General features: G+C 52.9%; 24 protein-coding genes and 1 pseudogene. 16 read left to right on the forward strand and 9 right to left on the reverse strand.

Features of this window, described 5'->3' with window-relative positions:
* Nucleotides 1–322: 322 nt before the first annotated feature.
* Nucleotides 323–1,447, reverse strand: coding sequence for a polysaccharide lyase (locus tag J5069_RS20965; RefSeq protein ID WP_264645675.1), 1,125 nt, complete (start codon nucleotides 1,445–1,447; stop codon nucleotides 323–325).
* A gap of 1,178 nt (nucleotides 1,448–2,625) precedes the next feature.
* Here J5069_RS20965 and J5069_RS24315 point away from each other — a divergent pair.
* The 5 genes and pseudogenes from J5069_RS24315 to argD all read left to right on the forward strand — a co-directional run.
* A pseudogene (locus J5069_RS24315) lies at nucleotides 2,626–3,516 on the forward strand (lytic polysaccharide monooxygenase); the annotation flags it as partial.
* Nucleotides 3,517–3,559: 43 nt separating this feature from the next.
* On the forward strand, nucleotides 3,560–3,715 hold the full coding sequence (locus tag J5069_RS20970; RefSeq protein ID WP_264645676.1) for a hypothetical protein: 156 nt from the start codon (nucleotides 3,560–3,562) through the stop codon (nucleotides 3,713–3,715).
* A complete protein-coding gene (locus J5069_RS24320; RefSeq protein ID WP_413542268.1) occupies nucleotides 3,712–3,813 on the forward strand; it encodes a carbohydrate-binding protein in 102 nt (33 codons plus the stop codon). Before J5069_RS20970 ends, J5069_RS24320 begins: the two co-directional genes overlap by 4 nt.
* 182 nt (nucleotides 3,814–3,995) lie before the next feature.
* The gene (locus J5069_RS20975) at nucleotides 3,996–4,571 is read left to right on the forward strand and encodes an aminodeoxychorismate synthase component II (protein ID WP_264645677.1); all 576 of its coding nucleotides are present in this window, start codon (nucleotides 3,996–3,998) and stop codon (nucleotides 4,569–4,571) included.
* A gap of 124 nt (nucleotides 4,572–4,695) precedes the next feature.
* A complete protein-coding gene (argD, locus tag J5069_RS20980) occupies nucleotides 4,696–5,919 on the forward strand; it encodes a bifunctional acetylornithine/succinyldiaminopimelate transaminase (RefSeq protein WP_264645678.1) in 1,224 nt (407 codons plus the stop codon).
* A gap of 66 nt (nucleotides 5,920–5,985) precedes the next feature.
* On the opposite strand, the gene crp is transcribed toward argD, so the two are convergent.
* Nucleotides 5,986–6,618 carry a cAMP-activated global transcriptional regulator CRP gene (gene crp, locus J5069_RS20985; RefSeq protein WP_264645679.1) on the reverse strand — a complete coding sequence of 211 codons (633 nt, stop codon included), beginning with the start codon at nucleotides 6,616–6,618 and terminating at the stop codon, nucleotides 5,986–5,988.
* Nucleotides 6,619–6,934: 316 nt separating this feature from the next.
* Here crp and J5069_RS20990 point away from each other — a divergent pair, with 316 nt between their 5' ends.
* Nucleotides 6,935–7,354, forward strand: a complete 420-nt coding sequence (locus J5069_RS20990; RefSeq protein ID WP_264645680.1) for an OsmC family protein — start codon at nucleotides 6,935–6,937, stop codon at nucleotides 7,352–7,354.
* Nucleotides 7,355–7,388: 34 nt separating this feature from the next.
* Here the strand turns inward: J5069_RS20990 and J5069_RS20995 are convergent, their stop codons facing one another.
* The 3 genes from J5069_RS20995 to J5069_RS21005 form a co-directional block, all read right to left on the reverse strand.
* Entirely contained in the window at nucleotides 7,389–8,258 is an 870-nt protein-coding gene (locus tag J5069_RS20995; protein WP_264645681.1) for a phosphoribulokinase, read from the reverse strand.
* Between the two features lie 110 nt (nucleotides 8,259–8,368).
* Nucleotides 8,369–8,596, reverse strand: coding sequence for a YheU family protein (locus tag J5069_RS21000; protein ID WP_264628494.1), 228 nt, complete (start codon nucleotides 8,594–8,596; stop codon nucleotides 8,369–8,371).
* Nucleotides 8,593–9,588 (reverse strand): hydrolase, encoded by a 996-nt coding sequence (locus J5069_RS21005; RefSeq protein ID WP_264645732.1) that lies wholly within the window; start codon nucleotides 9,586–9,588, stop codon nucleotides 8,593–8,595. Before J5069_RS21005 ends, J5069_RS21000 begins: the two co-directional genes overlap by 4 nt.
* 32 nt (nucleotides 9,589–9,620) lie before the next feature.
* On the opposite strand from J5069_RS21005, the gene J5069_RS21010 reads away from it, so the two are divergent.
* The gene (locus J5069_RS21010) at nucleotides 9,621–9,821 is read left to right on the forward strand and encodes a hypothetical protein (protein ID WP_264645734.1); all 201 of its coding nucleotides are present in this window, start codon (nucleotides 9,621–9,623) and stop codon (nucleotides 9,819–9,821) included.
* On the forward strand, nucleotides 9,751–10,353 hold the full coding sequence (locus J5069_RS21015) for a LysE family translocator (RefSeq protein WP_264645682.1): 603 nt from the start codon (nucleotides 9,751–9,753) through the stop codon (nucleotides 10,351–10,353). The genes J5069_RS21010 and J5069_RS21015 overlap by 71 nt, the downstream gene beginning before the upstream one ends.
* A 402-nt stretch (nucleotides 10,354–10,755) precedes the next feature.
* Here the strand turns inward: J5069_RS21015 and J5069_RS21020 are convergent, their stop codons facing one another.
* A complete protein-coding gene (locus J5069_RS21020; protein WP_264645683.1) occupies nucleotides 10,756–12,663 on the reverse strand; it encodes an ABC transporter ATP-binding protein in 1,908 nt (635 codons plus the stop codon).
* A 133-nt stretch (nucleotides 12,664–12,796) separates the two neighbouring features.
* Between J5069_RS21020 and kefG the strand changes: the two genes are divergently transcribed.
* From kefG to J5069_RS21055, 7 genes are all read left to right on the forward strand, one after another.
* Complete coding sequence (kefG, locus tag J5069_RS21025; RefSeq protein ID WP_264645733.1) at nucleotides 12,797–13,351, forward strand: glutathione-regulated potassium-efflux system ancillary protein KefG; 555 nt, start codon at nucleotides 12,797–12,799, stop codon at nucleotides 13,349–13,351.
* A complete protein-coding gene (kefB, locus tag J5069_RS21030; RefSeq protein WP_264645684.1) occupies nucleotides 13,351–15,165 on the forward strand; it encodes a glutathione-regulated potassium-efflux system protein KefB in 1,815 nt (604 codons plus the stop codon). Before kefG ends, kefB begins: the two co-directional genes overlap by 1 nt.
* Before the next feature lie 29 nt (nucleotides 15,166–15,194).
* Entirely contained in the window at nucleotides 15,195–15,392 is a 198-nt protein-coding gene (locus tag J5069_RS21035) for a YheV family putative zinc ribbon protein (protein WP_264645685.1), read from the forward strand.
* 92 nt (nucleotides 15,393–15,484) lie between these two features.
* Complete coding sequence (gene slyD, locus J5069_RS21040; protein ID WP_264645686.1) at nucleotides 15,485–16,075, forward strand: peptidylprolyl isomerase; 591 nt, start codon at nucleotides 15,485–15,487, stop codon at nucleotides 16,073–16,075.
* 471 nt (nucleotides 16,076–16,546) lie between these two features.
* Nucleotides 16,547–17,959, forward strand: coding sequence for an MFS transporter (locus tag J5069_RS21045; RefSeq protein WP_264645687.1), 1,413 nt, complete (start codon nucleotides 16,547–16,549; stop codon nucleotides 17,957–17,959).
* Between the two features lie 110 nt (nucleotides 17,960–18,069).
* Nucleotides 18,070–18,927 (forward strand): fumarylacetoacetate hydrolase family protein, encoded by an 858-nt coding sequence (locus tag J5069_RS21050; protein WP_264645688.1) that lies wholly within the window; start codon nucleotides 18,070–18,072, stop codon nucleotides 18,925–18,927.
* A gap of 138 nt (nucleotides 18,928–19,065) precedes the next feature.
* A complete protein-coding gene (locus J5069_RS21055) occupies nucleotides 19,066–20,703 on the forward strand; it encodes a methyl-accepting chemotaxis protein (protein ID WP_264645689.1) in 1,638 nt (545 codons plus the stop codon).
* 44 nt (nucleotides 20,704–20,747) lie between these two features.
* Here J5069_RS21055 and J5069_RS21060 read toward each other — a convergent pair whose 3' ends face one another.
* From J5069_RS21060 to J5069_RS21070, 3 genes are all read right to left on the reverse strand, one after another.
* Entirely contained in the window at nucleotides 20,748–21,791 is a 1,044-nt protein-coding gene (locus J5069_RS21060; RefSeq protein ID WP_264645690.1) for a LacI family DNA-binding transcriptional regulator, read from the reverse strand.
* A gap of 300 nt (nucleotides 21,792–22,091) precedes the next feature.
* A complete protein-coding gene (locus tag J5069_RS21065; protein ID WP_264645691.1) occupies nucleotides 22,092–23,027 on the reverse strand; it encodes a dihydrodipicolinate synthase family protein in 936 nt (311 codons plus the stop codon).
* A gap of 272 nt (nucleotides 23,028–23,299) precedes the next feature.
* Nucleotides 23,300–23,518, reverse strand: a complete 219-nt coding sequence (locus J5069_RS21070; RefSeq protein ID WP_222158749.1) for a protein SlyX — start codon at nucleotides 23,516–23,518, stop codon at nucleotides 23,300–23,302.
* A 212-nt stretch (nucleotides 23,519–23,730) separates the two neighbouring features.
* On the opposite strand from J5069_RS21070, the gene fkpA reads away from it, so the two are divergent.
* A complete protein-coding gene (gene fkpA, locus J5069_RS21075) occupies nucleotides 23,731–24,540 on the forward strand; it encodes an FKBP-type peptidyl-prolyl cis-trans isomerase (RefSeq protein WP_264645692.1) in 810 nt (269 codons plus the stop codon).
* Nucleotides 24,541–24,551 lie beyond the last annotated feature (11 nt).

Raw genomic sequence — 24,551 nt, forward strand, 5'->3', positions numbered from 1 at the left:
TGCATTGATATGTTCTAATTTGAACCACGTTCATCGTGAGCGGCTCAAGCAGTAGCGATACCGGCCAGGGTGTTTACGTGGACGCTGACGCAAACGCATATCACTCGCGCCAGAACCCTTCAGTGTGAACTCTATTCCGGTAGAAAATACGAGTACCGACTGCGTGGTGCCACAGCGCACGGGTTATAAGGTCATATTGGGGGTATGGATAGTTTCTGATAAAGCAGACGCTATCAGGTATTGGATGTGAATTTTGGTTCTTAAAATAGCGGTAACAGTAGACATCAAGGCCACGCCATGTGGCCTTGATGTTGTTTGGTCGTTAGTTACAGGACGCCGTTGTCAGCACCGCCAGACCTTTGCCCTGACCCGCGAATTGGGCCAGCTTCGCTTTCACGCACTGGGCACTGACCGGTGAATAGCTGTAAGGCAGCGACGGGAAAGTGCCGGTAGAGGTCCAATCCTCAGCGTTAACGTAAGCTTTGGAATCGCTGGTCCAGGTGATGTTATACGTGGCGTTTTGAGCAGCGCTGGTGACGTTGTTATCACGCAGAACCCAGGTACCAAAGTTAGAGCCGTCATAGCGCGATGTCACGGGGTTAACGGCATTTTCGAACCAGTTGCGTTCGATCAGTGCCAGCCCTTTCTGGCGCACATTTATTCCTGAACTGGTAATACCGGAATAAAGGTTGTTATAGGCGTGCACTTGCCCCCCACGCTGTAATGGCAAGCGGGCGTTCACATCGCTGTAGACGTTGTGGTGGTATGTCAGGTTACGGCCCGTATCGCTGCTGCTCGAGCCGCTTAATCCCACTTTTTTGATACCGTGAATGTAGTTATAGGAAACCGTCACGTTGGTCGATGCTTTCTTGATATCGACCGCGGATTCAAACGTGGTATCGCCATCCGGTGTGCCGGGGCACTCATAGTTCTTGGCGTAGATCTCGTTATGGTCAACCCAGACGTTCGGCGTGTTATCAACGCGGATGGCATCGCCGTCACTTGCACCGCCCGGCATGTAGCCGAAACGCATATTACGAATCACTACATCGGAAGATTTCACTAACCAGATACCAAAATTGGCCGAGGAGCCATTGGTGCCGAGGATCGTTATCCCTTTGGTGAACTCCTTGATTTCAACCCCACGCGCGGGTTTGCTCCATTGGCTACAAACATCGGCAGCGGCGGCGTTGATCAGTTTATCTTCGTTGCCGTCATAGGTAATGACCAGCGGATACGCGCCGGTTTTCACTTTTTTGCCGCTGCTGTCCACGCGGGCAGCTTCGATGATATCAATAATATCCTGCATGGAATGGGCGGTTTTTTTGACGGCACCAGAGATATCGCCACCGTCGGTAGTCGCATAGCCGCCGGTATTCGCGGCAAATGCGCCTTGTACGGTTAATGTCAGCAGCCCTGCGGTCAGTGAAAGTAAAACGTGTTTCATTCCTGTCATCTCCTGAGGGAGTTATGGTTTTGCGCCGGCATCCGGTTTGCTATGCCGATGGTAGGGTATATTTTTGTTTCAATAAAAATGAAAAGCGCTTTTACTGTGTTGCGGTGTCATTTAAGCAAAAAATGAGGGAAAAACAAATAAAAGGTAATTATTGAGGGTGGAATGATTGATTCTTATTTTAATTGTTTTTACAACGTGTTTCTATTTCCATGAAACATAAAAAGTTATTATGATTCATGGTGTTGTTTTTTTCTTATGACGTGTTGGTTTTCTGCCAAAATGGCAATGTTTTTTTTAATTCGACGATTGGTGTGATGCTCGACTGGTTTTTATCAGTATCTCTGCGATTTTAATTCTAAAAATTTAATGTGTGTCACACTTTAATGTACGTTAATGGATGTTATGAATAGAGGGTTAGAACATTAATAATTAGCGCGATCATTAACTATATTGTTAAGTGATCTTTGGTTAAAAAATCCATTTTTAAATTTAATTATTAACCAACTGTTTTCTTTGGGGATAAAAATCGCATGTTATTTTTTTAAATAAATTATTTCTCTTTAAGATTTTGCTGACAGGGAATTAGTTACTTTTTCCATCCATATAAAACAATTGCTTATGGGTGATTTCATGGTTTGGATTATTGTATTCATTCTCAGGCTTACAATGCCAAAAAGAAAAGTGATTTTTTTAAAGAAAATGAGCTAATATCATTATTGTGCTTTTCTTCTAATTTTTATTAAAGATACTAATCGTTAGGCAGTCAATCATTATCAACGCCTAGCGTTTGTGTAATGGGTACTTGTCTGAACACTTGTCCCGCTTTGCGTTTTTAACCCCACCAGAGTGAATTTATTAACCTTTTTTATACTTTCTGTGTAACCATTTTTCTGTAGGAAAAAGGAGGTCTTATTGATTGTGTTATCTATTTTCCATGAAGGTTAATTCTTAACTGAATGATTTGATCTCGAATTATATTTGAGAGGCGCGCTTTTGTTCTTTTCGCCCTGCTCTCAGTATGCTTTCGAGTTTTCTATTTTATTTATTTGGTTTGAATTTAACTGAGTAATGATACGAATAAAACACATGCATCGCTATGGTCAACTATAGCGTTGAGCGAATTTTATTTGTCAATATATCGTTATTTTATAAATAATGAGAGGTGAATAATGGCTAAACATGATGACGAGCATTATCATGATCAACCCGACGAACATGGTGATAAACATATCGTGCCTCCGGTTGATCACTGTGGTGAGTTTCCTTTACCACCTGTCGAACACTGTGGTGACCATCCATCACTGCCACCTTACTATCCCTGTGTGGAGGATCCACCGCCACCACCTTACAATCCTTGCGGCCAGTACCCGCCACCCTACAACCCCTGTATCCCCGATAACCCCTGTAGTGAGTATCCACAACCTGAAACTTACGGTGAACCAGAGGAATGTGGTTGCCATCATGATCCCGATGGTATTGCGCCGTTTCATGGATATGTCGTAACGCCTCGTTCCCGAGCCCATTATGCGCGCTCCAGGGGATGGATTAGTAACCACCAAGCAACGGAAATGGAAGGGCAAAAAAATTTCCCGGCGTTTAATAATGGTACTCACAGCAGTAATCTCCTTTGGTTTCCTGGGGAGGCTGGGCCTTTTCCTGACGAAACACGGGTCGCTCCCCCAATACCATTAACTCTCCCGGATGGCGTTATTCTGAGCGGTGGTCGTACCGATGCCCGTGATATTGTGAACCTTTCTGATAGCGAATTACTCACCGCGCGTGGCACTGTGTGGCCAAAATTCCCTGTACGGCCAGGCCAACTGATTCCGATCAATTGGAACCACACGGTGCTTCACAGAACACGCGGTTATCGCTATTTCATTACGCGCCCTACCTGGAATAGAAATCATCGGCCAACGCGTGCAGATTTTGAACCGGCACCGTTTCAAAGTAATTTCCACACAAACCGATATTTTTGGAATGAATCGCTACAATCAATGGGGCCAATGGGTAATCAATCTATTATGATCCCATCAGCGCCCAGAACGGGCCATCATATTATTTTAGCGGTATGGCTGGTCGCGGACTCTGGGGCCGGTTTTTATGGCGCACTGGATGTTGATTTTGGCGGTGGAGGCGGTGGCGGCGGTGGAGGAGGAGGTGGTGGTCCTATTGATCCGCCGCCGCCGCCACCGCCACCGCCGGGAGGTTATCCCCAATGGCAGTTGGGTACTCGGTATGAAGTGGGAGACCGAGTGACGTTTCAAGGGCTGAACTATCAATGTATACAAGGGCACCGAGCAGACTCACCCGCGTGGAATCCCGCGCAGGCTCGCACTCTGTGGAGGCTGATATAGCGACACGTTTCTAATCAGCACACATCAATACCGGGCAATCTGTTGCCCGGTATTTTACTCATGGTGCGGAAACACCTGTCACTTTGTTCGGTGATGATTCAGGTGAGTCAGTTATCCATTGCCTAACCTCACATAATCACAGTAGCCTACCGCCTATCTCTCTATCTTAAGACGCGTCCCGCATGCTCCTACTCATCGACAACTACGACTCCTTCACCTACAACCTCTACCAGTACTTTTGTGAGCTGGGTGCCGAGGTGCTGGTTAAACGCAACGACGTCCTGACGCTAGCGGATATCGAAACGCTGGCACCGACACATCTGGTGATCTCCCCTGGTCCCTGTACGCCGGATGACGCAGGCATTTCTCTGGCGGCGATTCGCCATTTTGCTGGCAAGTTGCCCATTCTTGGTGTGTGTCTCGGCCATCAGGCGCTGGGGCAGGCATTTGGTGCGCGCGTGGTGCGGGCACGTCAGGTGATGCATGGCAAAACGTCCTTGATACAGCACACCGGGAACGGCGTTTTTAGCGGGCTGGCAATGCCATTAACCGTGACGCGCTACCACTCTCTGGTGATCGACCCCGCCTCTCTGTCCGCCGAGTTTGACGTCACGGCCTGGACGGAGCGTGAAGGTGAGCGTGATGAAATCATGGGAATACGCCATCGCACCTTGCCGTTAGAAGGGGTGCAGTTTCATCCTGAAAGCATTCTGAGCGAGCAAGGGCATCAACTGTTGCAGAACTTCCTTAATACCTGAGGTTATCAGCATGTGCTGTGATAAAACGGACTGTCATAACGCGCTATTTTATAATCCTGTGTATTGATTTTTTATGCATATTTGGTGATTATATTTTCACTTTAAGCGGTGTGGACGAAAGCAAATGACAACAGATTCAAAGGCGGTAACGCGGGCGACGCATGACAGGGTGATTCTACCCGTATACGCACCGGCGCAATTTGTGCCTGTTAAAGGCAAGGGTAGCCGCGTATGGGATCAGCAGGGGCGCGAGTATATCGACTTTGCCGGTGGGATTGCGGTAACGGCATTGGGTCATTGCCACCCGGCGCTGGTGGCGGCGTTAAAGCAGCAGGGCGAAACGCTGTGGCATACCAGCAATATCTTCACTAACGAACCCGCGCTGCGTCTGGCCAGCAAACTGATTGACGCCACCTTTGCCGAGCGCGTGTTCTTTGTTAACTCTGGTGCGGAAGCCAACGAAGCGGCCTTCAAGCTGGCTCGTCACTATGCGATTAAACGCCACAGCCCGTATAAAACCAAAATCATTGCGTTCTACAATGCGTTTCATGGCCGTACTTTGTTTACCGTTTCTGTCGGTGGGCAGGCGAAATACGCCGATGGTTTCGGGCCCAAACCGGCCGATATCGTGCACGTGCCGTTCAACGATCTGGCCGCAGTGAAAGCGGTGATGGATGACCACACCTGCGCCGTGGTGCTGGAGCCGATTCAGGGCGAAGGTGGCATTACACCGGCCACGCCGGAATTCCTTAAAGGCGTGCGTGAGCTGTGCGATCAGCACCATGCACTGCTGGTGTTTGATGAAGTGCAAAGCGGCATGGGGCGTTCCGGCAAGCTGTTTACCTATATGCACTATGGCGTGACGCCGGATATTCTCACCACGGCGAAAGCGCTGGGCGGCGGTTTCCCCATCAGCGCCATGCTGACCACCGAAGAGGTCGCCTCTGTGATGACCGTCGGTGTGCACGGCACCACCTACGGCGGTAATCCGCTGGCCTGTGCGGTGGCTGAAGCAGCATTGGACACCATCAATACCCCGCAGGTTCTTTCCGGTGTACAAGCGCGCCACGAGCGTTTCGTCTCGATTCTTCAGGCGATTAATGAAGAGCACGGTATTTTTGAGCAGATTCGCGGTATGGGCCTGCTGATTGGTGCAGAACTGAAGCCGAGATGGCACGGTCAGGCGGGCAAGTTCCTTGCCGCAGCGGCGGAGCAGGGCGTGATGGTGCTAGTGGCTGGGCCTAACGTGATTCGCTTTGTGCCGTCGCTGGTGATTGATCTGGAAGATATCGATCAGGGTATGGCGCGGTTTGCGCGGGCGGTTGAAACGGTGGTTAACGCGGAATAGTGCTGGCTCGTCAAAAGCACGCTGCGCAGCGCGCAACGTGCTTTTGTCTAAACGGTGCTGCTGATATCAGCGTGTGCCGTACACCACGATAGTTTTGCCGTGCGCCGAGATCAGACTCTGATCTTCCAGCATTTTCAAAATACGGCCTACCGTTTCGCGGGAACAGCCAACAATCTGACCAATTTCCTGACGCGTGATCTTGATTTGCATCCCATCCGGGTGCGTCATGGCATCGGGCTGCTTCGCCAGGTTCAACAGCGTCTGCGCGATACGGCCCGTGACATCCAGGAAGGCCAGGTTGCCCACCTTCTGGGAGGTCACCTGGAGGCGACGTGCCATCTGTGAGGAGAGACGCATCAGAATATCCGGGTTGACCTGGATCAGCTGACGGAATTTTTTATAGGAGATTTCAGCGACTTCGCAGGCTGTTTTTGCCCGCACCCATGCGCTGCGTTCCTGACCCTCTTCGAACAGGCCCAGTTCCCCAATAAAATCCCCCTGGTTGAGGTAGGAGAGGATCATTTCCTTGCCTTCTTCATCCTTGATCAGCACAGCCACTGAGCCTTTCACGATGTAGTAAAGCGTTTCTGCCTTTTCACCTTGGTGAATCAGCGTGCTCTTCGATGGATACTTGTGAATATGACAATGAGAAAGGAACCATTCAAGAGTCGGGTCTGTCTGCGGTTTGCCGAGAACCATTCGCTGTTATCCTCTGTTGTAATTCACTGCGCAAATTACAGGGGTCAGAGTTCCCTGTACGGCGTATTAACGTGCTAGTAGTAAAAATTCCGTGTTGGCGGACTGACGTCAGGGAATATACTGGCTTCTGTATGGCGACGTCACGACCCGTTCTGACCGTCAGTATCAAACTGAAGGAACGGATTCTATTCCTGTTTGTAACACAGCTTGACGAGCCTGTCTTGTGTTGTCTCGCTTCAGCATGATTAAGCTCTAGTTATCGGCGGTTTTTATATATAACAGTGAGTAATTTTCAAATAAATTTGAGGAGTTGTGGATGCAAGCGCGCGTAAAATGGGTCGAAGATCTGACCTTTCTCGGTGAGTCGTCATCAGGGCATCAGATTCTGATGGATGGTAATGCTGGCGATAAAGCCCCCAGTCCGATGGAGATGGTGTTGATGGCGGCAGGAGGCTGTAGCGCCATTGATGTGGTGTCCATTTTGCAAAAGGGTCGCAACGCGGTCACTGGGTGTGAAGTCAAATTATCCTCCACGCGTCGTGAAGAAGCGCCGCGTCTGTTTACCCATATCAACCTGCACTTTGTGGTTACGGGCGTGGGACTGACGGATAAGGTGGTTGAACGGGCGGTATCGCTGTCGGCGGAGAAGTATTGTTCAGTGGCGCTAATGTTAGAAAAGGCGGTGAAGGTCACTCACAGCCACGAAATCATCGCTGTCGCATCGTTTTCTTCATAGTCGAATAGTTTTCCGGCGGGCTGTATGCGTTATTTCAGCCCGCGCGACGCCCTTCTGCCAGCCGTTTTACCAACGGTGCCATGATCAGTTCCATGGCCAGCCCCATTTTTCCTCCCGGCACCACCAACGTATTGATGTGTGAGATAAACGAGCCTTGCAGCATCGCCAGCAGGTAGGGATAGTCAATGTTTTCGACGCCCTGGAAATGGATCACCACAAAGCTCTCATCCAACGAAGGGATAGCCTTGGCCGCAAAGGGATTTGAGGTATCAATAGTCGGTACGCGCTGGAAGTTGATATGGGTACGAGAAAACTGCGGGGTGATGTAAGTGATGTAATCTTCCATAGAACGCACCACCGAATCCATCACGGCTTCACGCGAGTGACCGCGTTCGTTGATATCGCGAACCAGCTTTTGAATCCATTCCAGATTGACGATAGGCACCACGCCGACCAGCAGGTCAACGTGCTGAGCAACATCGTACTGATCGGTGACCACCGCACCGTGCAACCCCTCATAAAACAGCATATCGGTAGGATGCTGCATCGGTTCCCACGGGGTAAAGGTGCCGGGCACCTGATTGTAGGGAATCGCCTCATCGTAGGTGTGCAGGTATTTGCGCGTTTTCCCGGTGCCGTTGCGGCCATAGTCGATAAATGCCTGCTCAAGCAGGCTGAAATCGTTGGCCTCTGGGCCAAAATAGCTGATATGGCGGCCCAAATCTTTCGCTTTGCGAATCGCCATGTCCATCTCTGGCCGGGTATAACGGTGAAAGCTATCGCCTTCCAGTGAAGCGGCTTTTATCTGCAACTGCTGGAAGATCTTCCTGAACGCGAGGCTGGTCGTGGTGGTGCCTGCACCACTGGAGCCGGTAACGGCAATGATCGGGTGTTGTTGCGACATGCGGTTGCACTCCGTCGGATTAGGCGTTTGAGTAACACGGATCTCACTGTATAGCAGACACGGTGACGCAAGACGACCCCCCGCGCGTCAGGAAACGGTGATTTTTCACGTTACGGCGTATTTTCGTTTAGCTGGGTGCGCGGCATGATATTCAGCGTTTCGTGCAGCTCTGACCACACCAGCACCACCTCGCCCGAGGCAAGCTGGCGGCGTATATCCCGGACTTTTTCCTCCAGTGAGCGCTCCTGCTCGCCGTAATCCGTGCCTTCGCGTAACACAAAGGACTCAATAATATTTTGCAGCGTATCGCTATCAAGCTGCTGCCAGGGAATCATCATGCTGTTGCCTCCGCGGTGTCCGCCGAAAGAAAGCGCGTGAACCAGGCTGGAATGCGTTGTTCCAGCCACATTTCCGGTTTCAATAATGTTCCGCCGACAAACCCGACGTGCCCGCCGTGCGCCGTCAGTTGGTATTCGATGGTTGCCGGCAGACGGGTGATATCCGGGATCACCTCGGGGGTCATGAACGGATCGTCTTGTGCATGGATAATCAGCGTCGGGGTGCGAATGGTGGGCAGTAACGCCAATGCACTGCACTGATGATAGTAGTCGGCAGCATCCTGAAAACCATGGATACGGGCGGTGATCGCATCATCGAACTCGCGCAACCCCTTGATGCGTTGCAACTGCGCCGGAATAATCGGTAACGAACCCGGATAGCGTGCCAGCTTACGCCGGGCATTCTGTTTAAGCTGTCCTACCAGATAGCGCTGATAAATACGGGAAAACCCGTGCTCGATCCTGCGGCTACAGGCATCGAGGTGAAACGGCGCGGAGACAATTGCCGCAGCGGATAACAGCCGGGCTTCTTCCCGTTTAGCCAACAGGCAAGCCAGCATATTGCCGCCCAGAGAAATGCCGATGGCAGCGGTCGGCACGTCGCCTAGCGTATCCCGCATCCAGCGCAGCAGATAGCTGCCATCATCCGTTTCACCGGAATGGTAGATACGGTTCAGACGGTTGGGGCGGCCGCTACAGCCGCGAAAATGCATAATCACCGCCAGCCAGCCTTGCTCACGGCACGCTTGCAACAAACCGTGTGCATAGGGGCTGTGAAAGCTGCCTTCCAGACCGTGAAACAGCACCACGCGGGGTTTATGGCGCGCGCCTTGTGGCGCTTCGCTCCAGGCCAGATCGACAAAATCGCCGTCAGGCAGATCGAGTTGTTGCCATACCGGCTGTAAACGGGCACGGCGGCGAATCAGGCGCGGCAACAGCGTTTGTACATGCGGGTTATCAGCCCCGCGTAACGGGCGAAATGTTGAGGACAACATGGGAATCGAAACGACCTCGGGAAATAATTGTGCGATATTCATCACACTGCGCTAACCTGCTTGCGCCGCTCAGCGAGCAGTGCGGTGTAACAGACAGGCTAACGTTCAGTCAGGTCAATAAATCATACCGTAACGGTGGGGACAAGGGGCAGTCAAAACGTGGAACAGGGCTTATTTTTATCGATGTTGGCTTTTCTCTGGGTGGCGGCAATTACGCCTGGCCCGAATAACATGCTATTGACGACTTCCGGTGCCAACTTCGGTTTTATGCGATCGCTGTGGCTGATGGTCGGTATCATGCTCGGTATGCAGAGCATTTTGCTGCTGGTGGCATTTGGCGTGGGCGGCATGATCCTGCTCTACCCCTCATTGCACCTGATACTCAAAGTGCTCGGCAGTCTCTACTTGCTGTGGCTGGCGTGGAAAATTGCGACGGCAGCCTATGAACGGCTGGAGGCCAGCGCACCGCCGCCGCAACCGCTGCGCCTGTATCAAGGCTGGCTGCTTCAATTTCTCAATCCCAAAGCCTGGCTGATGGCGCTGGGTTCGGTCGCCAGTTTCAGTCTGGCGGGCAGCGGCTATAACCATTCGGTGCTGCTGATAAGTTTGGGCATTGTGCTGGTTAATCTGGTTTCAGGCGTTATCTGGCTGGGTTTCGGCACGGCGATTGGCCGCTTGTTGCGCAGCCGCAGAGCATGGGTGATTTTTAACGTCTCGATGGGGGTGCTTACCGCGGCCTGTGTACTGCTGATCTGGCACTGATGATGGCCTGATTTTAGCCTGTTGTTTTTTGCCATTAATCGCGTTCAGAATCTCGCTGAGGTGGGCGTGTCCGCCGGATGAGCGGCATGGATGCCGCGAAAAGCAGCGCCGCACCGGACAAAAATGCCGGGAGCATTTTTGAACGCTGCCAGCAGCGGCCCCGCAGGGGCGAGTCTCATGGATGAGACGAGTTTTCCGCGTCGCTGGTGGTCCGAGATGCGGACACGAACGCCGAGGGGACCGCGTAGCGGCGTGATTCCTCGCGAAAAGCCTGGAGCCACGAGGCGGCGGCGATTGAGCGCCTCGTGTCGGGCGCGGCTACAGGGGCGCAGAAATCAGAGCCTGTTAACGCGCACGAAATATGCACGGTGTTAACAGATATCCCCTTTCAGGGAACCTGAACTACCCCTCATTCAGCATCTGTTCCAACTGCTCTTGCGCGTCCAGCCAGGCCATTTCTGCCTCTTCCTGTTCGCCTTTGAGTTTGGCCTGCTGTTGCAGACAGTCCGTCAGTTCGGCTTTGCGGCTTTGGTCGTACAGTTCGCTGTCCGATAAACGCGCTTCGACGTTTGCCAACGCCTCGGAGAGTTTCTCCATCTGCTGCTCATACTGAGCAATCTTTTTACGCAACGGTTGGGTTTGGGTGCGCAGCTCCGCTTCGCGCCGTTTTTGATCTTTGCGTGCCTGTGCGTTGTTGGTGGATGCAGGCTTATCGACGGATTCAGCGGCGCTGTTTTGGCGCTGCACGTCCGTCAGCCATTGCTGGTAATCCTCCAGATCGCCATCAAACGGTTCCACTTTGCGATCGTGCACCAGATAGAGATCGTCCGTGGTGGATCGGATCAGGTGTCGATCGTGGGAGACCACCACCAGCGCCCCTTCGAAATCGATCAACGCTTCTGTCAATGCCTGGCGCATATCCAGATCGAGATGGTTGGTCGGTTCATCGAGCAGCAGCAGGTTAGGGCGCTGCCACACGACCAGTGCCAGCACCAAACGGGCCTTTTCGCCGCCCGAGAAACGCTCGGTTACTTCTGTCACTTTGTCGCCCTGAAAACCGAAGCCACCGAGATAATCGCGCAGCTGTTGCTCGGTTTCCCGCTCTGCCAGACGGACCAGGTGTTGCAGCGGGGATTCATCCGCGCGCAGAAACTCAAGCTGATGCTGGGCGAAATAGCCGAGCTTAACGCCCTTCGCCAGCCCGATTTCGCCGTGCAGCGGGGCCAGTTCACCTGCTAACAGCTTAATCAGCGTCGATTTACCGGCACCGTTGTGCCCCAGCAGGCCAATGCGCGAACCCGGCACCAGATTGAGCTTGATGGATTCCAGAATCAGTTTGTCACCGTAGCCTGCGCTCACCTTCTCCATGCGCAGCAACGGGTTCGGCAAAGATTCTGGCGCGCGGAAACTGAAGCGGAACGGGTTATCGACGTGCGCTGGGGCAATAAGCTCCATGCGCTCCAGCATTTTAATCCGGCTTTGCGCCTGCTTGGCTTTGGTAGCCTGTGCGCGGAAGCGATCGATATAGTGCTGCAAGTGCGCCACGCGCTCTTGCTGGTGTTCATACAACGCCTGCTGCTGTGCCAAACGCGTCGCGCGCTGACGTTCGAACGAGGAGTAGTTGCCGGTGTATTCGAACAGCGTCTCTTGCTCGATGTGCAGGATCTTGTTGACGATAGGATCGAGGAAGTCGCGATCGTGAGAGATCAGCACCAGCGTCCCCGGATAGCTTTTCAGCCATTTTTCCAGCCAGATCACTGCGTCCAGATCGAGGTGGTTGGTTGGTTCGTCGAGCAGCAGCAGATCGGAGCGGCAAATCAGCGCCTGGGCCAGATTAAGGCGCATGCGCCATCCGCCGGAAAAATCACGTACCGGCTGCTGCAATTGGGTCTGGGTAAAGCCAAGGCCATCGAGCAGGCTGGCGGCGCGCGCAGGAATGCTCCAGGCTTGAATCGCATCCAGCTTGCCGTGCGCGCGGGCGATGGCATTACCATCGTTAATGTCGTTGGCGTGCTGAAGTTCAGCTTCTAACTGGCGAAATTCACGATCGCCGTCAATAACATAGTCAATGGCAGGCACATCCAGCGCGGGTGTTTCCTGATTGACCCAGGCCAACGCCCAGTTACTCGGAAACGTGGCGCTGCCGCCATCGGCACCGATCTCGCCTTTTAGCAACGAGAGTAGCGTGGACTTGCCGCAGCCGTTTTTACCGACTAACCCGACCTTCTGGCCTGGATTGATGGTGGCAGTGGCGTTATCAAGCAAGACACGCACGCCGCGCCGAATTTGCAAAGCGGAGAAAACAATCATAAAGCGTCACATGTTCAGAGTATGTTAAATTATCACGGTTATCTCGGGACCGTGAACGTCCTGTTTGTCGTATCGTTATCGCGCAGCATGGTAGCGGAAAACCGCGCTCATGACGACGCTTTGGAGGGGAATGATGTCGCAGCCACCGAAGATTTTGCTGCTGTATGCCCATCCGGAATCGCAAGACTCGGTCGCGAACCGGGTTTTGCTGCAACCGGCGCACCAGTTAGCCCATGTTACCGTACACGATCTGTACGCTCACTATCCGGACTTTTTTCTTGATATTCACTACGAGCAACAGCTGCTGCGCGAACATCAGGTGATTGTGTTTCAGCATCCACTCTATACCTACAGCTGCCCGGCGCTGCTAAAGGAGTGGTTTGACCGCGTGCTGTCGCGCGGATTTGCCAACGGTATTGGCGGTAATGCGCTGGCGGGCAAATATTGGCGTTCGGTAATCACCACGGGTGAGCCGGAAGAGAGCTATCACCTGGAGGGCAATAACCACTTCAGTATGGCAGAGGTGCTGCGCCCGTTCGAAATGACGGCGGCCATGTGTCGTATGCACTGGTTAGCGCCGCTGATGGTCTATTGGGCGCGCCGACTGCCTGCTGATGTGCTGGCAAGCTATGCCGACGCGTACGGTGAATGGCTGGCTTCCCCGTTACCCAAAACGGAGGGTGAGTGATGGAGAGTTCCCCCCTGTTGAGTGCCGGCATTCTGTTTTTGTTTGTCGCCGTACTGATGGTGCCCATCGCCAGCCGGTTGGGTATCGGTGCGGTGTTGGGGTATTTGATTGCGGGTATCGCCATTGGTCCTTGGGGGCTGGGCTTTATCCGCGATGTTGACGCTATCCTGCATTTCTCTGAGCTTGGCGTGGTTTTCCTGATGTTTATCATCGGGTTGGAGCTGAATCCGCAAAAGTTATGGACATTACGGCGCTCCATCTTCGGTATCGGTGCCGCGCAGGTTGGGCTTAGTGCGGCGGTGCTTGGCGGCTTGCTCTATCTGACCGGCTTTTCCTGGCAATCGGCGCTGATTGGTGGCGTTGGTTTGGCGATGTCTTCCACCGCGATGGCGCTGCAACTGATGCGCGAGAAGGGGATGAATCGCAGCGAATCCGGTCAGTTGGGTTTCGCGGTGCTGCTGTTTCAGGACTTGGCGGTTATCCCCGCTTTGGCGCTGGTGCCGGTGCTGGCCGGTGTGCAGGGCGAAGTGACCGACTGGAAAGACGTTGCCATCAAGGTCGCGGCCTTTATCGGTATGTTGATCGGCGGACGCTATCTGGTACGCCCGCTGTTCCGCTTTATCGCTGCTTCCGGCGTGCGTGAGGTGTTTACCGCTGCGGCGCTGCTGCTGGTGCTTGGCTCCGCGGTCTTTATGGATGCGCTGGGCTTCTCCATGGCGCTGGGCACCTTTATCGCAGGTGTGTTGCTGGCGGAGAGTGAGTACCGCCACGAACTGGAAATTTCCATCGAGCCTTTTAAAGGATTGCTGCTCGGGCTGTTTTTTATCTCCGTCGGCATGGCGCTCGATCTGGGCGTATTGTTTACCCATATCGACGAAGTGTTGCTGGGGGTCTTCCTCCTGGTTATGGTCAAGGGCGTTGTGCTGTACGTACTGGCGCGCGTGAACCGGATGCGGCGCTCTGAACGGCTTCAGTTTGCCGGGGTGCTCAGTCAGGGCGGGGAGTTTGCGTTTGTGCTGTTTTCTGCGGCGGCGGCGCACAAGGTGTTACAGGGCGAGCAACTTCCGTTGCTGCTGGTCACGGTAACCCTCTCCATGATGACCACACCGCTGCTGATGCAGGGGATCGACCGCATTCTGGCGCATCGATATAACGCCACGGAGGAGCATGACGAAAAGCCCTATGTGCAAGATGACGAACCGCAGGTCATTATTGTCGGGTTTGGTCGCTTTGGACAGGTGATTGGGCGTTTGTTGATGGCGAATAAAATGCGCATCACGGTACTGGAGCGTGATATCAGTGCCGTCAGCCTGATGCGCAGCTATGGTTACAAAGTATACTACGGTGATGCCACCGAACTGGAACTGCTGCGGGCCGCCGGGGCGGAACAGGCGAGTGCAATTGTGGTTACCTGCAATGAGCCGGAAGACACCATGGCCATCGTGCACCTGTGCCAAAAGCATTTTCCCAATCTGGAAATTCTGGCGCGGGCGCGCGGACGTGTTGAAGCCCATGAATTATTGCAGTCTGGCGTGAAGCATTTCTCGCGTGAAACCTTCTCGAGTGCGCTGGATCTGGGGCGCAAGACGTTGATGTCGGTGGGGATGCATCCTCACCAGGCGTATCGTGCCCAGCAGCATTTTCGGCGTCTGGATATGCGCATGCTGCGCGAACTGATGCCGATACGTCAGGGGGATGGCGACGTGGCGCAGGTTTCGCGCGTCAAGGAGGCACGACGTGAACTGGAAGACATTTTCCAACGTGAAATGCAGCACGAGCGCCGTCGTCTGGATGACTGGGATGAGTACGAATAGCACGCATCGCGTGCAGCGAGGAAGGCAAGATGCAACGTAAACGGTTTATCGCGGGTGCTGTGTGTCCTCAATGCCAGACGCAGGATACGCTGGCCGTAGGGCAGGAAGAGCAGGTGGAGGTGGTCACCTGCGTCAAGTGCGGCTATCGTCAGCGCCAGTCCGATCCACCGCCTGCTGCGTCAGAGCGGCAGGGTGAGGGCATCATCGGCATCTTCCATCCTGATTGATCGTTGGGTCATTTTTTTATCCCAGACGGTACATGGGGATTTTTTTCAGCTACAATTTGCGCCAGTTTTGATTTCCAACGGTAGGAGATGTCATGAAAGTTGCAAAAGATCTGGTGGTCAGCCTGGCCTACCAGGTACGTACAGAAGATGGTGTATTGGTTGATGAGTCTCCGGTGAGCGCGCCGTTGGACTACCTGCACGGTCAAGGTTCCCTGATTTCTGGTCTGGAAAAAGCGCTTGAAGGCCGCGAAGTGGGTGAGAAGTTTGACGTTGCTGTCGGCTCTAACGACGCCTACGGCGAATACGACGAAAACCTGGTGCAACGCGTGCCGAAAGACGTCTTCATGGGCGTTGACGAGCTGCAAGTGGGCATGCGTTTCCTGGCTGACACCGATCAGGGTCAGGTACCGGTTGAAATCACCGAAGTGGAAGATGACCACGTGGTGGTTGACGGTAACCACATGCTGGCAGGCCAAAACCTGAAGTTCAACGTGGAAGTGGTTGCTATCCGTGAAGCTACGGAAGAAGAGATCGCGCACGGTCATGTACACGGCGAGCACGATCACCACCACGAGCACGGTGAAGGTTGCTGTGGCGGTCATGGTCACGACCACGACCACGACCACGATCATGAACACGGTAAGGGCGGCTGCGGCGGTCACGGCGGCTGCGGTTGCCATTGATTTTCGGCTTATGCCCGTGAGGCGTATCCTCACCGTTAAAAACCCGGAGCGCCAGGCGCTGCCGGGTTTTTTTTCGTTTCACAATCGGTGCCACTAGCACTGATCGCATTGATTTTCCTGTTTTTCATCGTGCGATTTTCTTATCACGCATTCCTGCTTTTCTGCCCAACTAGGGATGTTCATCACATAACAGATTAAAAGCGCCAGGGGTGTTATTGACACTTATCGGTGCTTTAGCGAACAATCTGCAAACGTTCCCGAGAACGTTATATTAATAAAATACATCATAGAACATCCAGGAAAGAGAACCTTTACCATGACCAACATGAATATCGAGTTACGTGGCCTGAACCCTACACCCTTCACGCCCTTTCATCGTAATGCTGAACTGCCGCGCGTCGGCTAATGGCATGCAGAGCCGCTGCGCACGCGTATCGCGGCTCACACACTATCCTTTTTGGAGAACAAACTATGTCAACGCATGACATGAGTGCCGGTGTGGTTAATGCAAACGCCAGTACAGCCGCCGCAAGCGGGACATCCAATGCCGAGTTGGTTGCCCGTCTTGAACGGATGCCGATCACACGTCAACTGCTGACCATTCGCGTGGTGGTCGGTCTTTCTACCTTTTTTGATGCTTACACCGTACTGGCTATCGCCTTTGCCATGCCACAGCTTGCCGCAGAGTGGGGATTGAGCGCCGCGGATATCGGTCTGATTATTGCTGCCAGCTATGTTGGACAACTGTTTGGTGCCGTTTTCTTCGGTTCTCTGGCTGAGAAAATTGGGCGTTTGGGTGTATTGAAGATCACCATCATCCTGTTTGTGATCATGGATGCGGCGTGTCTGTTTGCCTGGAGTGGGCTGTCGATGATGGTCTTCCGCTTTCTGCAAGGGGTAGGGATTGGCGCGGAAGTGCCGGTGGCGAGCTCCTATATCAATGAATTTGTTGGTGCAAAGAAGCGCGGGCGCTTCTTCCTGCTGTATGAGGTCATATTCCCTATCGGTATGATGTTTGCCGGCATTGCGGGTTATTTTCTGGTCCCTGTCTATGGCTGGAAAGCCATGTTCATTGTTGGTCTTATTCCTTCGATCATCACCGTCCCTCTGCGTTGGTTAATGCCTGAATCGCCGCGTTGGCTAGCCTCAAAAGGGCGTTTGGCCGAGGCGGATAAGATAGTGAGTAAGCTGGAAAATGAGGTGCTACGCCGCGGGGGAACGTTACCTGAACCCGTGATTCGCACCATAGAGAAAAAACCGGTCGCCAGTGAAGGGTGGCGTGAGCTGTTTACGGGCATCTACCGTAAGCGAACCTTCACCATTTGGGCGCTGTGGGTATGTGGCTATATGATCAACAACGGTCTGGTGACCTGGCTACCTACGCTCTACAAAAATGTATTCGGATTACCGATTCAAACGGCACTGGCCTACGGTTGGACGACATCGGCGTTTGGGGTGTTAGCCTCGATCGTTTGTGCGTTGTCAATTGATAAGGTTGGGCGTAAAGCATGGTATGCCACCGCCTTCCTGCTGGCGATTGTGCCGCTGGTTACCTTGACGGTACTGGGCGCAACCAATCCGTTGCAAATTGTGGTATGTGCCACTGCGGCTTACGCCATATTGCAAACCATTACCTTCTCACTTTACCTCTATTCTTCAGAGCTTTACCCAACTCGGTTGCGTGCCATTGGCACCGGTTTGGGCAGCGCCTGGCTGCGAGCGGGTTCTGCCGTGGGGCCGATCCTGGTTGGGTTTATTGTCGGTAACTTTGGTATTCGCTATGTATTTATCGCTTTCGCGCTGATTGCCCTGATAGGGGCGGTAGTAACAATGCGTTATGCCATTGAAACCAAAGGTCAAGTGTTGGAGGAGTTGTCACCGTAGCCGAATGAGGACGGGCAAATCTTGAATTGCCGCTCGGCATAGGCGTAGCCAACGCTGCGCCTATTCTGCTGGCAGGCAATGCGCACTGTGTTTCACCGTTGAGGTACAAAATGAAATTAGCAAGCTTTAGAGTCGGTCAGAAAGAGACCTATGGTTTAAAGGTAGAAAACGGGATTGTCGATTTAGGCAAAAGACTAGGCGCGCGCTATGCCGATCTTCGGGCATTGATTGAAGGCGAGGGTATTGCAGATGCCAAACGTTTCTTGCAGGCCAAGCCTGATTATCAAGAAGATGAGGTGGAATTTCTTCCGGTGATTAATAATCCCAGGAAAATTTTCTGTGTCGGAATGAACTATGCGGAGAAGCGTGCCGAGTTTGGTGAAGTAAATTCGGCGCCTACCTTATTTATTCGCTTTGCTGATTCTCAGGTTGGGCATAATTGCGGTGTGGAAAAACCGGCCCAGTCGAACGAATTTGACTATGAAGGAGAATTGGCCGTCATTATTGGTAAACGAGGCAAGGAGATTTCAGCATCAAACGCCTTCTCTTATATTGCCGGGTACAGCTGTTATATGGATGGCTCCGTGCGCGACTGGCAGCACTCCTGGTTCACGGCAGGCAAAAACTGGCAAAACACCGGCGCTTTTGGTCCGTGGTTGGTGACGTGTGATGACGTGCCAGAACCGCAAAATTTGCATATTGAGACCCGACTTAATGGCAATACTGTGCAGAATGACACGACCGCCAGCATGATTCACCCCATCGAAGAACTGATCGAGTATATCAGCACCTTCAGTGAGTTATCACCTGGTGATGTCATCATCACCGGTTCTCCCGGCGGCGTCGGGAAAAAACGCACACCGCCGCTGTTTTTGCATGAAGGCGATATCGTGGAAGTTGAAATTGAACGCATTGGCTGTTTGCACAACTGTGTTACCACTCGAAAAGTGGTTTGCAGTGCAGCATAACCGCGCTCATTAAAAAATAATAACACTATGATTCTTAGCCGGATAAATGCGGTGATGTGCCGGTTATCCGGTTTGTCTATTTTAGCTCGTATTCAGATTTTTTAATCGGTGACGGAAAATTATAATTAGGAGGAAAGAATGCGTGCGCTATGGGAAAAAATGCTTCAAGCCAGTATCGCAAAGAAACTCTACGGTGGTTTCTTTATAGTATTATCATTAATTATTGTTGCCGTGTTCTTCAGTGCATTACGTTTTTCTGAAATTCGTGATTTATATACCAAGACAGCGCTGGTGTCTGAGATAAACCATTATCTCGATCAGTCAAAAATTGCCCGAGTGAAACTCTTTTATACATTGGATGAAGAGAACGCCAGCAATATGATGAAGTACGTTTCTCAGATAATGGCGCAGCAGGAAAAAGCGCGCCAATTGCGTTGGCAAGAGAGTGATGTGCAGCATTTCCAACGCCTGAATGAACAACTGACGCAATATCAAAATGAACTGGAGGAGATCGCGCTCGCCGTGTCTGCGTTGCGTGGGCAGAAGCAGGTCGTTCCCGCCGGGGAGAGCATGCAGAATACCGCACAGTGGCAGCGCCTCAAGGTGGCCGATGCGCAGTCCATTAAAACGGGGTTTGCCGTGACCGACACCCTTAGCCGTATCGCGAGCCAGCTTGATGAGAGAAACCAGCACGTTATTAATCGTTCAGTTGTGGAAATCGTGGTTATCGGGATTTGCGCCGTTTTACTGGGCGTGTTGATCGCCGTATCGGTAACTCGTCTGATAGCGAGGTCGATACGCGCCAACCTGGAACTGGCGCAACGCATTGCACAGGGCGATCTGTCCGTGGTGGTAGGGCAAGTGCGCCGTGACGAACTGGGTATGTTGACACACGCCATGATGGAGATGACACAAAAACTGTGCGGGCTGATGGTGGATATTCGGGACAGTGCGTATCAGGTGGCTACGGCCTCTTCCGCCATCGCCGACGGTAACCGTAATTTGTCCTCACGTACCGATCAACAGGCGGCTGCGATGGTGGAAACGGCGGCCAGCATGGAGGAGTTGACCGCTACCGTGACCAACAATGCGGATAACGCGCGGCACGCCGGACAACTCGCGCGTCAGGCATCAAGCAACGCCAATCGCGGCGGTGAGATCATTAAGCAGGTGGTGACAACCATGTCGGAGATTACCGGCAGTTCGCGGAAAATCGCGGATATCACGTCGGTCATCAACAGCATTGCTTTTCAAACCAACATACTGGCGCTGAATGCGGCGGTGGAAGCGGCGCGGGCCGGAGAACAGGGGCGCGGGTTTGCCGTGGTCGCCAGCGAAGTGCGTAATTTGGCACAGCGCAGTTCACAAGCGGCCAGAGAGATTGAAGCCTTGATCGCAGAATCCGTCACGCGGGTGGATGAAGGTTCTGTGTTGGTTGAAAAAGCGGGTACCGCTATGCATGACATAGTGATGTCAATTGGCGCTGTTGATAACATCATGAACGATATTTCAGTGGCATCGGACGAGCAGAGTCGCGGCATTGCGCAAATTGGTGATGCGGTTACGGATATGGATCGTACCATTCAGGAGAATGCAACGATGGTCAGTGATTCCACCTCGGCGGCATTAGCATTGGAAGCGCAGGTCGCGCGGCTTGCCTCACTGATTGCGGTATTCCGTTTGCCAGGAAACGCGGTTTGCGAGCCAGAGGCTGCACAACGGCCAACCGGTTTTGCTGCTTTACCCGTTAAGGTGGCGCAAGGCGATTGGGTGTAGCACACACATTAGCGGGCTGCGTCGGCCCGCTAATGCATCAGCGATTACCTGAGCGGTGCGCTGGAGCTGCGTGGAATAAGGCTTGGCATAACGCGCCGAATGGTATCGACGGGCTCGGTGCCGGCCAGCAGCAATTCAACAGCAATAGAGGCGACGTGGTCGAACGGAATATGTACCGAGGAGAGCGGCACCGGCAAACGGGCGGACAGTGGAATATCGTTATAGCCGACCAGTGATAAATCCTGACCTATTGCCAGCCCCAACCGATGGGCCGCCGCCATAACGCCGAAGGCCAAATCGTCATTGATGGCGAAAATGGCCGTGGGCCTGCGTGCTTCGCTGAGCAGTGCCATTCCTTCGCTTTCCCCGGATTCGATGCTAAAACCGGATTCCCGAATCCAGGCGGGATTAGGGGTGAGCCCGGCTTCGCGCATTGCACGATGAAACCCTTCCCGACGATAGGTCGCGCCGGAAGAAAAGCTGGGGCCCGCGACCATACCGATATCGCGGTGGCCGAGGTCAATCAGGTGCCGGGTTGCCAGATAGCCCCCCTGCTCATCGTCACCAATGGCAGAGCGGCTGACACCGTCGGTACGCAGTGCCAGAACGTGGGCAACATTTTGCTGGCGCAGTTCCGCCGGTAAATGGTCATCCAGTCGGCTGGTGGCCAGAATCAGCCCGTCAACGCGCCGATCGAGCAGGGACGCCGCCGCCTGTTTTTCTTGCACCGGATCGTCACCGCAGGTGGCAACAATCGCAAAATAACCGTAGCGCTCAGCCGCACGGCAGATGGCCTCATACAACAACGCCATTACCATATCGCTCAGACGCGGCACTAACACCCCGATGGTGCCCGTGCCGCCACGGCGCAGGCTGGAGGCCATGATGTCGCGCCGGTACCCCAACTCCTGTGCAACCTGACGTACACGTTCGGCGGCTTTACTGCGCGAAGGCGGTAACCGTTCATCCAGAACGCGAGAGACGGTAGAAACGCTCACCCCGGCTGCCGTGGCGACATCCTGCAAGGTGACGGGTTTGCTTCCCAACTTACGGCTTGGACCGTTGGGCGGAAAGGTATTAGGGTCCATGTAATCCCTTGATTTTTATTTTTAAAAAAAGGCACAGTGTGTTGCTAATGACATCCGCGCGGCGTTTACGAATTTATTATGTAATGGTTCCAGGGCTTTGGCTACACCTCGGAATTTTAAATCTGTACTGCGGCAGGACAATCAGGGATTACTATGCAAAAGCATACAATAATGCGCAACATCTACGTTTGATTGCGCTAACAAGCGTGGAAAGGTGGATGCCGTTTTGATCGCAAATACGCCCGCCTTTCATGATATCAAGGCGGGCGTATCGGTTATGTCAGCGTCGATGTGCTGGCATTAGCCAACGAATGACAGTTCAGCAGCGCGAATAGCGGCTTTGATTTCCTCTTCCGCACCGGGTTCCAGCGGCAGCAGCGGAGAACGCACTGTGGCGTGATCCAGAATGCCGCGCGCCACCAGCGCATGTTTCAGTGCCACGGTACCTTCCATGTGCGAGCCACGGTGATACACGCTCTTGGTCACGGGCAGCAGACGGTCATGGATCTCACGGGCCTTTTTGTAATCCTTCGCTTTACCCGCTTTGATCATTTCTACCAGCAGTTCCGGGGCGATGTTGCCATAACCTACCAGGAAACCGTCTACATCAAAGGTGGTTGAGAGCAAATATTCGTCATGGCAGCTCAGGATTTGCAGGTCCGGGCGTTCACGACGGATTACCGGGATCTCCGTGTCCCAGCGACGCATATTGCGCACGCCATTCTTCATGGCAAACACGCCGGGTTGAGCAGAAATTTCCAGCAACGTTTCCAGGTTATAGGTGCACTTGGTGGCATCGGGATACTGGAACAGGATCAGCGGCAGGCCACTTTCTTCATACACCTGACGGTATTTATCCTGCGGTGCCCCTTTCTGATAGCCAAAACGCAGCCAGCCGTGAGAAGGATACAGCAGGCCCGCAGAGGCCCCCGCGCTGATGGCGCGCTTGGCTTCTTCGGCAGCCACTTCGGTGCCTTCGAGCGTGATACCCGCGATAATAGGAATGGCACCGTTCACCGATTCCGCAAAAGCTTCAATCACTTTCATCTGCTCGCTCTGAGACATAAAGGTGCCTTCCCCGGCGTGGCCCAATACGGTCAGGCTTTTTACGCCATCGATGCTGGCAAGCCAGGCACCCAGTTTTTTACACGCGGCGTAATCCACGGAGCCATCGCGGTTGAAAGGGGTGACAGGGGCAGGGTTCAGGCCACGTAAATCGATATTAATTTTGGTCATGATGTTCTCTTTTTAGTGTCATCGGAAAGAATGAAAGAACGACTAATAACGTTCTCGGGAACGTTTGCATTTTTGGTTTTTCTGAAGGCACTGTCAAGAGAGATTTGCTATAAGGATTTTGGGCTAATGGCTGAGTGTTGGCGGTTTATATGATTTAAATCAGTCGGTTGATTGTATTTCTGGTGTGAGGGAAACCGTGCGCATGGCCTGGGATGATGCGATAAATGTGATCTGGCGCAACCGTGGAGCCACGGCTGCGCCAGCGTTATCGGTTAATAGTGTGGCGGAGGTGTCTCTTCGGACTGTGAGGCGAGAAGAGAAGGGGACGTCGCTTTCAATTTTTCTACCAGCAGGCGCAGGTGTTCACGGATCTTCGCCATTTCCAATTCATGCTGGACGACTGTCTGATTTAACTCATCAATGGTGAGTTCCTGAAAAGCCAGCTTGCTTTCAAGCATTTCAATACGTTGCTCGAGTTGCGTATGGGGCATTGCGATTCCTCTGTATTTTGTCGTATCTAGCCGAATATTCGGAACCTCCGGACATCGACGAGGTCGGAAAATGGGCCTATGAATAATTCAGGGAATTTTATCAAAGGATTGTTGTGTGTGTCGTTGTGTTGTCTCGATACCCACAGTTATAGTAGTCGCGCATTTACGATTAATGTTTCTGGAGCCTGTCGTTCCAGACCGGGAGATGATAGATGAGATCACTATTTAAAGTAACGCTGTTAGCGACGACGATGGCACTGACGCTGAATGCTAACCTGGTAATGGCAGCAGACGCGGCCAAAGCGTCCGATGCGGCCCCAGCGGCAAAATTCAAGAGCGATGAGGATGCCGCCGCTTATGCGCTGGGTGCTTCCTTAGGCCGTTACATGGATAATTCCCTGAAAGAACAGGAAAAACTGGGCATTACGCTGAATAAAGACCAGCTGATTGCCGGGGTTCAGGACGCGTTTGCTGACAAGAGCAAACTGAGCGACGAAGAGATTGAGAAGACGCTGCAAGGTTTCGAAACGCGCGTGAAAACCGCCGCAGAAGCGAAAATGAAGCAGGATGCCAAAGAAAGCGCTGACAAAGGCACCAAATTCCGTGATGCATTTGCCAAAGAAAAAGGCGTGAAGAAAACGGAATCTGGCCTGCTGTATCAGGTAGAAAAAGAGGGTACGGGCGCAGCGCCGAAAGAGAGCGATACCGTTGTGGTTAACTACAAAGGTACGCTGGTTGACGGTAGCGAGTTTGATAACTCTTACAAACGTGGCGAACCGCTCTCCTTCCGTCTTGACGGTGTTATCCCTGGCTGGACTGAAGGGCTGAAGCAGGTTAAAAAAGGCGGCAAAATCAAACTGGTTATTCCGCCAGAGTTAGCCTACGGCGAAAATGGTGTTCCGGGCATTCCGGCGAACTCTACGCTGGTGTTTGAAGTGGAACTGCTGGATATCAAGGCAGACGCTGATGCCAAACCGGCCGCCAAAGCAGAAAAACCCGCTGCCGAGAAAAGCGCTAAATAACTCGCGCTAGC

It is taken from the genome of Candidatus Symbiopectobacterium sp. NZEC127, from assembly GCF_025962675.1.
Lineage (GTDB): Bacteria > Pseudomonadota > Gammaproteobacteria > Enterobacterales > Enterobacteriaceae > Symbiopectobacterium.

Coding starts and splice junctions, on each gene's coding strand:
- J5069_RS21065 (WP_264645691.1), bottom strand. CDS start 23,027: ATGACCAAAATTAATATCGATTTACGTGGCCTGAACCCTGCCCCTGTC.
- J5069_RS21035 (WP_264645685.1), top strand. CDS start 15,195: ATGCAACGTAAACGGTTTATCGCGGGTGCTGTGTGTCCTCAATGCCAG.
- kefB (WP_264645684.1), top strand. CDS start 13,351: ATGGAGAGTTCCCCCCTGTTGAGTGCCGGCATTCTGTTTTTGTTTGTC.
- J5069_RS20970 (WP_264645676.1), top strand. CDS start 3,560: ATGGCGCACTGGATGTTGATTTTGGCGGTGGAGGCGGTGGCGGCGGTG.
- argD (WP_264645678.1), top strand. CDS start 4,696: ATGACAACAGATTCAAAGGCGGTAACGCGGGCGACGCATGACAGGGTG.
- J5069_RS21070 (WP_222158749.1), bottom strand. CDS start 23,518: ATGCCCCATACGCAACTCGAGCAACGTATTGAAATGCTTGAAAGCAAG.
- kefG (WP_264645733.1), top strand. CDS start 12,797: ATGTCGCAGCCACCGAAGATTTTGCTGCTGTATGCCCATCCGGAATCG.
- J5069_RS20965 (WP_264645675.1), bottom strand. CDS start 1,447: ATGAAACACGTTTTACTTTCACTGACCGCAGGGCTGCTGACATTAACC.
- J5069_RS21045 (WP_264645687.1), top strand. CDS start 16,547: ATGTCAACGCATGACATGAGTGCCGGTGTGGTTAATGCAAACGCCAGT.
- J5069_RS20990 (WP_264645680.1), top strand. CDS start 6,935: ATGCAAGCGCGCGTAAAATGGGTCGAAGATCTGACCTTTCTCGGTGAG.
- J5069_RS20995 (WP_264645681.1), bottom strand. CDS start 8,258: ATGTCGCAACAACACCCGATCATTGCCGTTACCGGCTCCAGTGGTGCA.
- J5069_RS20975 (WP_264645677.1), top strand. CDS start 3,996: ATGCTCCTACTCATCGACAACTACGACTCCTTCACCTACAACCTCTAC.
- J5069_RS21020 (WP_264645683.1), bottom strand. CDS start 12,663: ATGATTGTTTTCTCCGCTTTGCAAATTCGGCGCGGCGTGCGTGTCTTG.
- J5069_RS21060 (WP_264645690.1), bottom strand. CDS start 21,791: ATGGACCCTAATACCTTTCCGCCCAACGGTCCAAGCCGTAAGTTGGGA.
- crp (WP_264645679.1), bottom strand. CDS start 6,618: ATGGTTCTCGGCAAACCGCAGACAGACCCGACTCTTGAATGGTTCCTT.
- J5069_RS21055 (WP_264645689.1), top strand. CDS start 19,066: ATGCGTGCGCTATGGGAAAAAATGCTTCAAGCCAGTATCGCAAAGAAA.
- slyD (WP_264645686.1), top strand. CDS start 15,485: ATGAAAGTTGCAAAAGATCTGGTGGTCAGCCTGGCCTACCAGGTACGT.
- J5069_RS21050 (WP_264645688.1), top strand. CDS start 18,070: ATGAAATTAGCAAGCTTTAGAGTCGGTCAGAAAGAGACCTATGGTTTA.
- J5069_RS21000 (WP_264628494.1), bottom strand. CDS start 8,596: ATGATGATTCCCTGGCAGCAGCTTGATAGCGATACGCTGCAAAATATT.
- fkpA (WP_264645692.1), top strand. CDS start 23,731: ATGAGATCACTATTTAAAGTAACGCTGTTAGCGACGACGATGGCACTG.